Here is a 7025-nt window from a genome sequence, read left to right as displayed (position 1 = left end):
CGATAGCAATAGACCAGTCAACAGAGATGTCGACTGACATGGCCTCATCGCGAGCAGGCTCACTCCTACAGGGGATGCGTAAAGACTGAAATTGCACTTACAGGCTTGCAATCCACTTAAGCCCGGCCACATTGGCCAGGCAACTGAAACCTGTTGGGAGTTTCACATGGCAAACGCCTCCAGCACTTACAGGAAGGCACTTGAAGGTCATCAGCAACCGAAAAAGGTGCTGGTGAAGGTCGATCGTGTCACCAAGAAGTTCGACGAAACCGTCGCCGTGGACGATGTGTCCCTGGAGATCCATCAGGGCGAAATTTTCGCCCTGCTCGGTGGCTCAGGTTCAGGCAAATCGACCCTGCTGCGCATGCTCGCCGGTTTTGAGCGGCCGAGCGAGGGGCGGATTCTGCTTGATGGCGTCGACATCACCGACATGCCGCCGTACGAACGGCCGATCAACATGATGTTCCAGTCCTACGCGCTGTTTCCGCATATGACGGTCGCGCAGAACATCGCCTTCGGCCTCAAGCAGGACCGTTTGCCGACCAGCGAAATCGATGCCCGCGTCGAAGAAATGCTGCGCCTGGTGCACATGACCCAATACGCCAAACGCCGCCCGCATCAGTTGTCGGGCGGTCAGCGCCAACGCGTCGCCCTCGCCCGCTCACTGGCGAAACGGCCGAAGCTGCTGCTGCTCGACGAGCCGATGGGGGCGCTGGATAAAAAGCTGCGTTCGCAGATGCAACTGGAGCTGGTCGAGATCATCGAGCGCGTCGGCGTGACTTGCGTGATGGTCACCCATGACCAGGAAGAAGCCATGACCATGGCCGAGCGCATCGCGATCATGCACCTGGGCTGGATCGCGCAGATCGGCAGCCCGGTCGACATTTATGAAGCGCCGGTCAGCCGCATGGTCTGCGAGTTCATCGGCAACGTGAACGCCTTTGACGGCACCGTGGTGGAAGACCTCGAAGGCCACGCGATCATTCACAGCCCGGATTTGCAGCAGAAGATCTACGTCGGCCACGGCGTCAGCACCTCGGTGCAGGACAAGTCGGTCACCTACGCGATCCGCCCGGAAAAAATGCTTGTCAGCACCACCCAGCCCGAGGGCCGCTACAACTGGTCCGAAGGCAAGGTGCATGACATCGCCTACCTCGGTGGCCACTCGGTGTTCTACGTCGAGCTGCCCGGCGGCAAGGTCGTTCAGTCGTTCATGGCCAACGCCGAACGCCGTGGCGCGCGGCCGACCTGGGACGACAAGGTCTACGTCTGGTGGGAAGACGACAGCGGCGTGGTACTGCGCTCATGAGAACCTTCAATCAGCAATTCCTGCGCCTGGTGCCCAGCGGACGAAAACTGGTGATCGGCATTCCGTTCATCTGGCTGTTCCTGTTCTTCATGCTGCCGTTTTTTCTGGTGATGAAGATCAGCTTCTCGGAAGCGGCACTGTCGATCCCGCCGTACTCGGAGATCTACACCTTCGCCGAGCAGAAATTCCAGCTGCTGCTGAACATCGGCAATTACACCCTGCTGGGTGAAGACGAGCTGTACCTCTCGGCGTACCTCGGTTCGCTGAAGGTCGCGGCGCTGAGCACGCTGATGTGTCTGGTGATCGGTTTCCCGATGGCCTATGCAATCACCAGGACCGGCAAGGAAACGCAAAACGTCCTGCTGCTGTTGATCATGATGCCGACGTGGACGGCGATTCTGATCCGCGTGTATGCGTGGATGGGCATCCTCAGCAACAACGGTCTGCTTAACGGTTTTCTGATGTGGACCGGGCTGACCGATCACCCGATCGAGATCCTCAACACCAACACCGCCGTCTATATCGGGGTCGTGTACGCGTATCTGCCGTTCATGGTCCTGCCGCTCTACGCCAATCTGGTCAAGCACGACAACAGCCTGCTGGAAGCCGCGCAGGATCTGGGATCGAGCAACTTCAACAACTTCTGGAAAATCACCGTGCCGTTGGCCAAAAACGGCATCATTGCAGGCGCAATGCTGGTGTTCATTCCGGTGGTCGGTGAGTTCGTGATTCCGGAACTGCTCGGCGGCCCGGAGACCCTGATGATCGGTCGCGTGCTGTGGCAAGAGTTTTTCAATAACCGCGACTGGCCGGTGGCGTCCGCCCTGGCGGTGGTGATGCTGTTGATCCTGATTGTGCCGATTCTGCTGTTCAACCGCAGCCAGGCCAAAGAGATGGAGGCACGGGGATGAAACGCTTCAATTTTTCGAAATTCATGCTGATCTTCGGCTTGATGTTCATCTATCTGCCGATGCTGATCCTGGTCATTTACTCGTTCAACGCCTCAAAACTGGTGACGGTCTGGGGCGGCTGGTCAATCAAGTGGTATGTCGGCCTGCTCGACAACACGCAACTGATGGGTTCGGTGGTGCGCTCGCTGGAAATTGCCTGCTACACCGCGATTGCGGCGGTGGCGCTGGGCACGCTGGCGGCGTTCGTGCTGACCCGCGTGACGCGCTTCAAGGGCCGTACGCTGTTCGGTGGGCTGGTGACGGCGCCGTTGGTAATGCCTGAGGTGATTACCGGTCTGTCGTTGTTGCTGCTGTTCGTGGCGATGGCGCAGTTGATCGGCTGGCCACAGGAACGCGGCATCGTGACGATCTGGATCGCCCACACCACGTTTTGTGCCGCTTATGTAGCAGTGGTGGTCTCCGCCCGTCTGCGGGAGCTGGACCTGTCGATCGAAGAAGCGGCAATGGATCTCGGCGCCAAACCGTTCAAGGTGTTTTTCCTGATCACCATTCCGATGATCGCGCCGTCGCTGGCGGCAGGCGGGATGATGTCGTTCGCCCTCTCGCTGGACGATCTGGTGCTGGCAAGTTTCGTTTCCGGGCCGGGTTCCACCACCCTGCCGATGGAAGTGTTCTCGGCGGTACGTCTGGGCGTCAAGCCTGAGATCAACGCCGTGGCCAGCCTGATTCTGCTGGCGGTGTCGATGGTGACTTTCCTCGTCTGGTACTTCGGCCGTCAGGCAGAAGCCAACCGCAAGCGGGCGATTCAAGAAGCGATGGAGCAGACCGCGAACGAGTCGTGGCAGCCGCAACGTGCGGCGACCGCCTAAGCAACATTGATGAATAACTGTGGCGAGGGGATTCATCCCGGTTGGGCTGCGAAGCAGACCCAGCAGTTCTACCTGAAAACTCTGTATTCGGGTTTTGCGACTGCTTCGCAGCCGAGCGGGGATAAATCCCCTCGCCACAAGGTTTATGTGCACCGGGTTTTGGCTTTGTGTTTTTGAATAAGAAGAATGGAGTTGTACCGATGAAAATGTTTGGCAGGACTCTGCTGACACTGTCCTTAACGGGCGCGATGATCATGGGCGCCCAGGCCAACGACAAGGTGCTGCGTGTTTACAACTGGTCCGATTACATCGCGCCAGACACCGTGAAGAAGTTTGAAGACGAAACCGGCATCCGCGTGACCTACGACGTTTTCGACAGCAACGAAACCCTTGAGGCGCGCTTGCTGGCGGGCAAATCCGGGTACGACATTGTCGTGCCGTCGAACAGTTTTCTGGCCAAGCAGATCAAGGCCGGCGTTTACCAGCCGCTGGACAAATCAAAACTGCCGAACTGGAAGAATCTCAACCCGGTGCTGCTGAAAAACGCCGCCGCCAGCGATCCGGACAATGCCCATGCGTTCCCGTACATGTGGGGCTCGATCGGCATCGGTTTTAATCCGGCCAAGGTCAAGGAGGTGCTCGGCGCCAACGCCCCGACCAACTCCTGGGACTTGCTGTTCAAACCCGAGAACGCTGAAAAGCTCAAAGCCTGCGGCATCAGCTTCCTCGACTCGCCGACCGAAATGCTCCCGGCCGCGCTGCATTACCTGGGCTATCCGGTGAACGACAAGGACAAGGCACACATCGGCGAAGCCGAAGCGCTGTTCATGAAGATCCGCCCCTACGTGGCGTATTTCCATTCCTCCAAGTACATCTCGGATTTGGCCAATGGCAACATCTGCGTGGCCGTCGGTTACTCCGGCGACGTGTTGCAGGCCAAGGCCCGTGCGGTGGAATCGGGCAACCACGTGGTGATCGACTACAGCATTCCCAAGGAAGGCGCCGGCAGCTTCTACGACATGGTCGCCATCCCGCGCGATGCGGCGAACGTCGACAACGCCTATCTGTTCATGGATTTCCTGATGCGGCCTGACATCATCGCCGAAGTCACCAACAGCATCGGCTACAGCAACGCCAACGCCGCCGCGACGCCGTTGGTCGATGAAGCGATCCGCAACGAACCGGGCTCGTACCCGTCGCAAGCGGTGATGGCGACGCTGTATGCGGTGCCGGATCAGCCAATTGCTACGCAGCGGATCATGACTCGGGGCTGGACCCGGGTGAAGCTCGGTAAATAAGCACGCCAGTGATCAAAATGTAGGAGTGAGCCTGCTCGCGATAGCGGCGTGTCAGCCAACTGCGATACTGAATGTGCTGACGCATTCGCGAGCAAGCCCGCTCCCACTATAAATCGGTGTTGTGCCGGCAAACGTTTTTCCGTTCACGCAGCGCCTTACCACCGCTGCACCCTGCTCTGAACGGCCTCACCTGGCTCCCTCGGCTCGGGTGAATTTGCAGGCGCCTTCGGGCGCCTTTTTTTGTGCGCTCAGATCAGCGACCAGTCCTGCAACATCCGATAGCGCCCCTTGTGTGATTCGAACAAAGCGAAGCGTTCAGCGCGCAGCAAGAATTCCGGCGGTGTGCTTGCTTCCGGTTCCGCTGCTCGGAATTCGCGCGCCAGGGTCAGGTGCGGGCGGAACTCCCGGGTGGACTCTTCAAAGCCGAATGGCAACATCGCCTGCTCCAGGGCGTAGACCAGACGCAACAACGCCGGCGGTGCCTGCTCGGGTGCCAGCGATAAAACCCCCGCACGTTGCCAGACCTGTAAACGATCCAGCGTAACCCTCAACGCCTGCCCCGGCGTGCGCACGCTGCCAGCCGCTTCGCAGACGCCATGAATCTGCGCTAACGGCACCGCGCCGAGAAACAGCAGGGTCAGATGAAAATTGTCGGCCGGCACCGGTTTACCGCTTCGCAAAGCCAACTGCGCACGCCATTGCGCAATCGCCTTGCGCTGAGCCGGCTGGCAGCCGAGGGCGAAAAACAGCCGCTTCGACGGTTCGTCCCTGCGCACCTCATCCATCATCGCCCTGCCCCCTCGCTCATTGTGATACGTGCGATTCTACACAGCCTGTTCTGACGACTTGCGACAGGAAGCTATAGTTCAAGGATTGCCAACAACCGGAGGCTGCCATGCGCGAGATCCTCAGCAAAGAACCCTGGTGGGCCCGGCCACCACATCCCGGACAGGACGAAAGCGAGCTGGAATGGGGCTGGCTGGTGCATTACAGCGAGGGTGAACCCCGCTTTGAATTCGTGCGCGAGCGTCCAAGCGACGAGGACATACGCCAACGCAAAAGCTGCCGCATCACCCCCTCACCCGAGTGAATACAGCCCGTGAACACTCATCCTGTGGGAGTGGGCCTGCCCGCGAATGCAGTGTGTCAGTTGGCAAAAAGGTGACTGATTCACCGCCTTCGCGAGCAGGCTCGCTCCCACAGGGTCTTGTTGTGTGATGACTATTTCGGCAATCCACAGATCATGTGGGAGCGGGCTTGCCCGCGAATGTGTGTCAGTTCGCAGAAACGTGACTGATTTACCGCCTTCGCGAGCAGGCTCGCTCCCACAGGGTCTTGTTGTGTAATGACTATTTCGGCAATCCACAGATCGTGTGGGAGCGGGCTTGCCCGCGAAAGCGGTGGCTCAGACACCGACTTCTTTCATTCGCCTTGCATGTCGGGTTCGATCGGTTGACTGATCGACTGCCCCGGGCGCCATCCGACACGGTTCACCCCCAGCCCCACCGGCGGCTCATCAGCCGCACCGAGACTGCGCTCGATGTGCCCGGCCATGTGCAGCGTGCCGGCCATGACCCCGGTCGTCGGGTTTTGCACCAGCTTCAGCCAGGCCTTGTCGAAGGTATTGCCCAGACTGCTGCGAATCAGCGATTCGCTGTCGGGGCGGTCGTTGGCCTGGATAATTGCGCGAATACCGGCCACCCCCACTGAGATCATCGCCCCGGCCAGCTTTCCCGCGGCAGCGGCTACTGCGCTGGCCGCGCCGCGCGGGGCCATTTCCGCTTCGATGCGCTGGCTGGCGCGCTTGGCGACCGGGGCCATCGCCGCATCGGTAGAGGAAATGCCCTTGGCGCCGCCGTCGGTGTGGATCTTGTCAATCAGCGCGGCATAGGCTGGCAGGGTGTTCAGCGGCTCGGTGCTGATCACCTTGAACAAGGAAGCATCCCGCGCCGGCGGCGGCCCAAGGGCGATGGCGGAAATCTTCTGCAAGCGCCCGTTCAGCTGCGCCACCGGCACGCCATGGCGCTGGGCGATGAGCAGCATCTGCTGCGCCATCAACTGCGCATAGAACGCCGTGGCCTGGGCGAGAATCGCATCCGGATCGATCTCTACAGCGACGGGGGCCAGCACTCTTTCCTGATATTGCTCAAGCAGATACGCCGCCAGCCGTTTCGCCGAAGCGTCCTGCTCGCCGCCGGCGCTGATCGTGTACCAACTGACCTTCATCGACAGCCATTCCTGGGTCCAGTAGCTGCTGAACCACGGGATGAAATTTTCTTCAGTTTGCTGATAGACCCGCGTGCGCCAATGTTCCATCGAACCACGGGCGAACAGCTTGACCTGCTCGGTGGCCTGCTGCGAGGCGCTGAGGATGTCGCGGTCGATTTGCTGCCAGGTTTGCGGCGACACCACCACGGCTTGCGGCGCACTCACCGGCGTCCGGGCCGAGGAGGCGCAGCCGGCCAGCAGAAACAGTGCGACGACAACCAGCGCGCGCGGGTTCACGGTGGTGGTGTCCTTTGGATGAGGGAGGTGCAGATTTGAGTATAGGTGGGTCAGTCAAAGGTGATGGTGGATGCAGCGGCCTCTTCGCGAGCAGGCTCGCTCCCACAGGTTGGAACGCATTTCAAATGTGGGA

The 7025-nt window shown here is 60.0% G+C and carries 7 protein-coding genes; 5 read left to right on the top strand and 2 right to left on the bottom strand.

Annotated features, from left to right (window positions below):
* Positions 1 to 166: 166 nt before the first annotated feature.
* From potA to HU765_RS05595, 4 genes are all read left to right on the top strand, one after another.
* Positions 167 to 1309: a polyamine ABC transporter ATP-binding protein gene (gene potA, locus HU765_RS05610; RefSeq protein ID WP_186619334.1), complete on the top strand. Its 1143-nt coding sequence runs from the start codon at positions 167 to 169 to the stop codon at positions 1307 to 1309.
* Positions 1306 to 2220 carry an ABC transporter permease subunit gene (locus tag HU765_RS05605; RefSeq protein ID WP_186551613.1) on the top strand — a complete coding sequence of 305 codons (915 nt, stop codon included), beginning with the start codon at positions 1306 to 1308 and terminating at the stop codon, positions 2218 to 2220. The genes potA and HU765_RS05605 overlap by 4 nt, the downstream gene beginning before the upstream one ends.
* Positions 2217 to 3089 carry an ABC transporter permease subunit gene (locus HU765_RS05600; protein ID WP_186619333.1) on the top strand — a complete coding sequence of 291 codons (873 nt, stop codon included), beginning with the start codon at positions 2217 to 2219 and terminating at the stop codon, positions 3087 to 3089. Before HU765_RS05605 ends, HU765_RS05600 begins: the two co-directional genes overlap by 4 nt.
* Positions 3090 to 3289: 200 nt before the next feature.
* Positions 3290 to 4387, top strand: a complete 1098-nt coding sequence (locus HU765_RS05595) for a polyamine ABC transporter substrate-binding protein (protein WP_186619332.1) — start codon at positions 3290 to 3292, stop codon at positions 4385 to 4387.
* Positions 4388 to 4635: 248 nt separating this feature from the next.
* Here HU765_RS05595 and thpR read toward each other — a convergent pair whose 3' ends face one another.
* On the bottom strand, positions 4636 to 5175 hold the full coding sequence (gene thpR / locus HU765_RS05590) for an RNA 2',3'-cyclic phosphodiesterase (protein ID WP_186619331.1): 540 nt from the start codon (positions 5173 to 5175) through the stop codon (positions 4636 to 4638).
* A 107-nt stretch (positions 5176 to 5282) separates the two neighbouring features.
* On the opposite strand from thpR, the gene HU765_RS05585 reads away from it, so the two are divergent.
* Positions 5283 to 5477: a hypothetical protein gene (locus HU765_RS05585; protein ID WP_186619330.1), complete on the top strand. Its 195-nt coding sequence runs from the start codon at positions 5283 to 5285 to the stop codon at positions 5475 to 5477.
* Between the two features lie 332 nt (positions 5478 to 5809).
* On the opposite strand, the gene HU765_RS05580 is transcribed toward HU765_RS05585, so the two are convergent.
* The gene (locus HU765_RS05580) at positions 5810 to 6892 is read right to left on the bottom strand and encodes a hypothetical protein (protein ID WP_186619329.1); all 1083 of its coding nucleotides are present in this window, start codon (positions 6890 to 6892) and stop codon (positions 5810 to 5812) included.
* Between the last annotated feature and the right edge of the window lie 133 nt (positions 6893 to 7025).

Origin of the sequence: Pseudomonas sp. SWRI81, from assembly GCF_014268545.1 — a bacterium.
Classification (GTDB): domain Bacteria; phylum Pseudomonadota; class Gammaproteobacteria; order Pseudomonadales; family Pseudomonadaceae; genus Aquipseudomonas; species Aquipseudomonas hamedanensis.
This window is presented reverse-complemented; position numbering and strand designations above follow the sequence as displayed.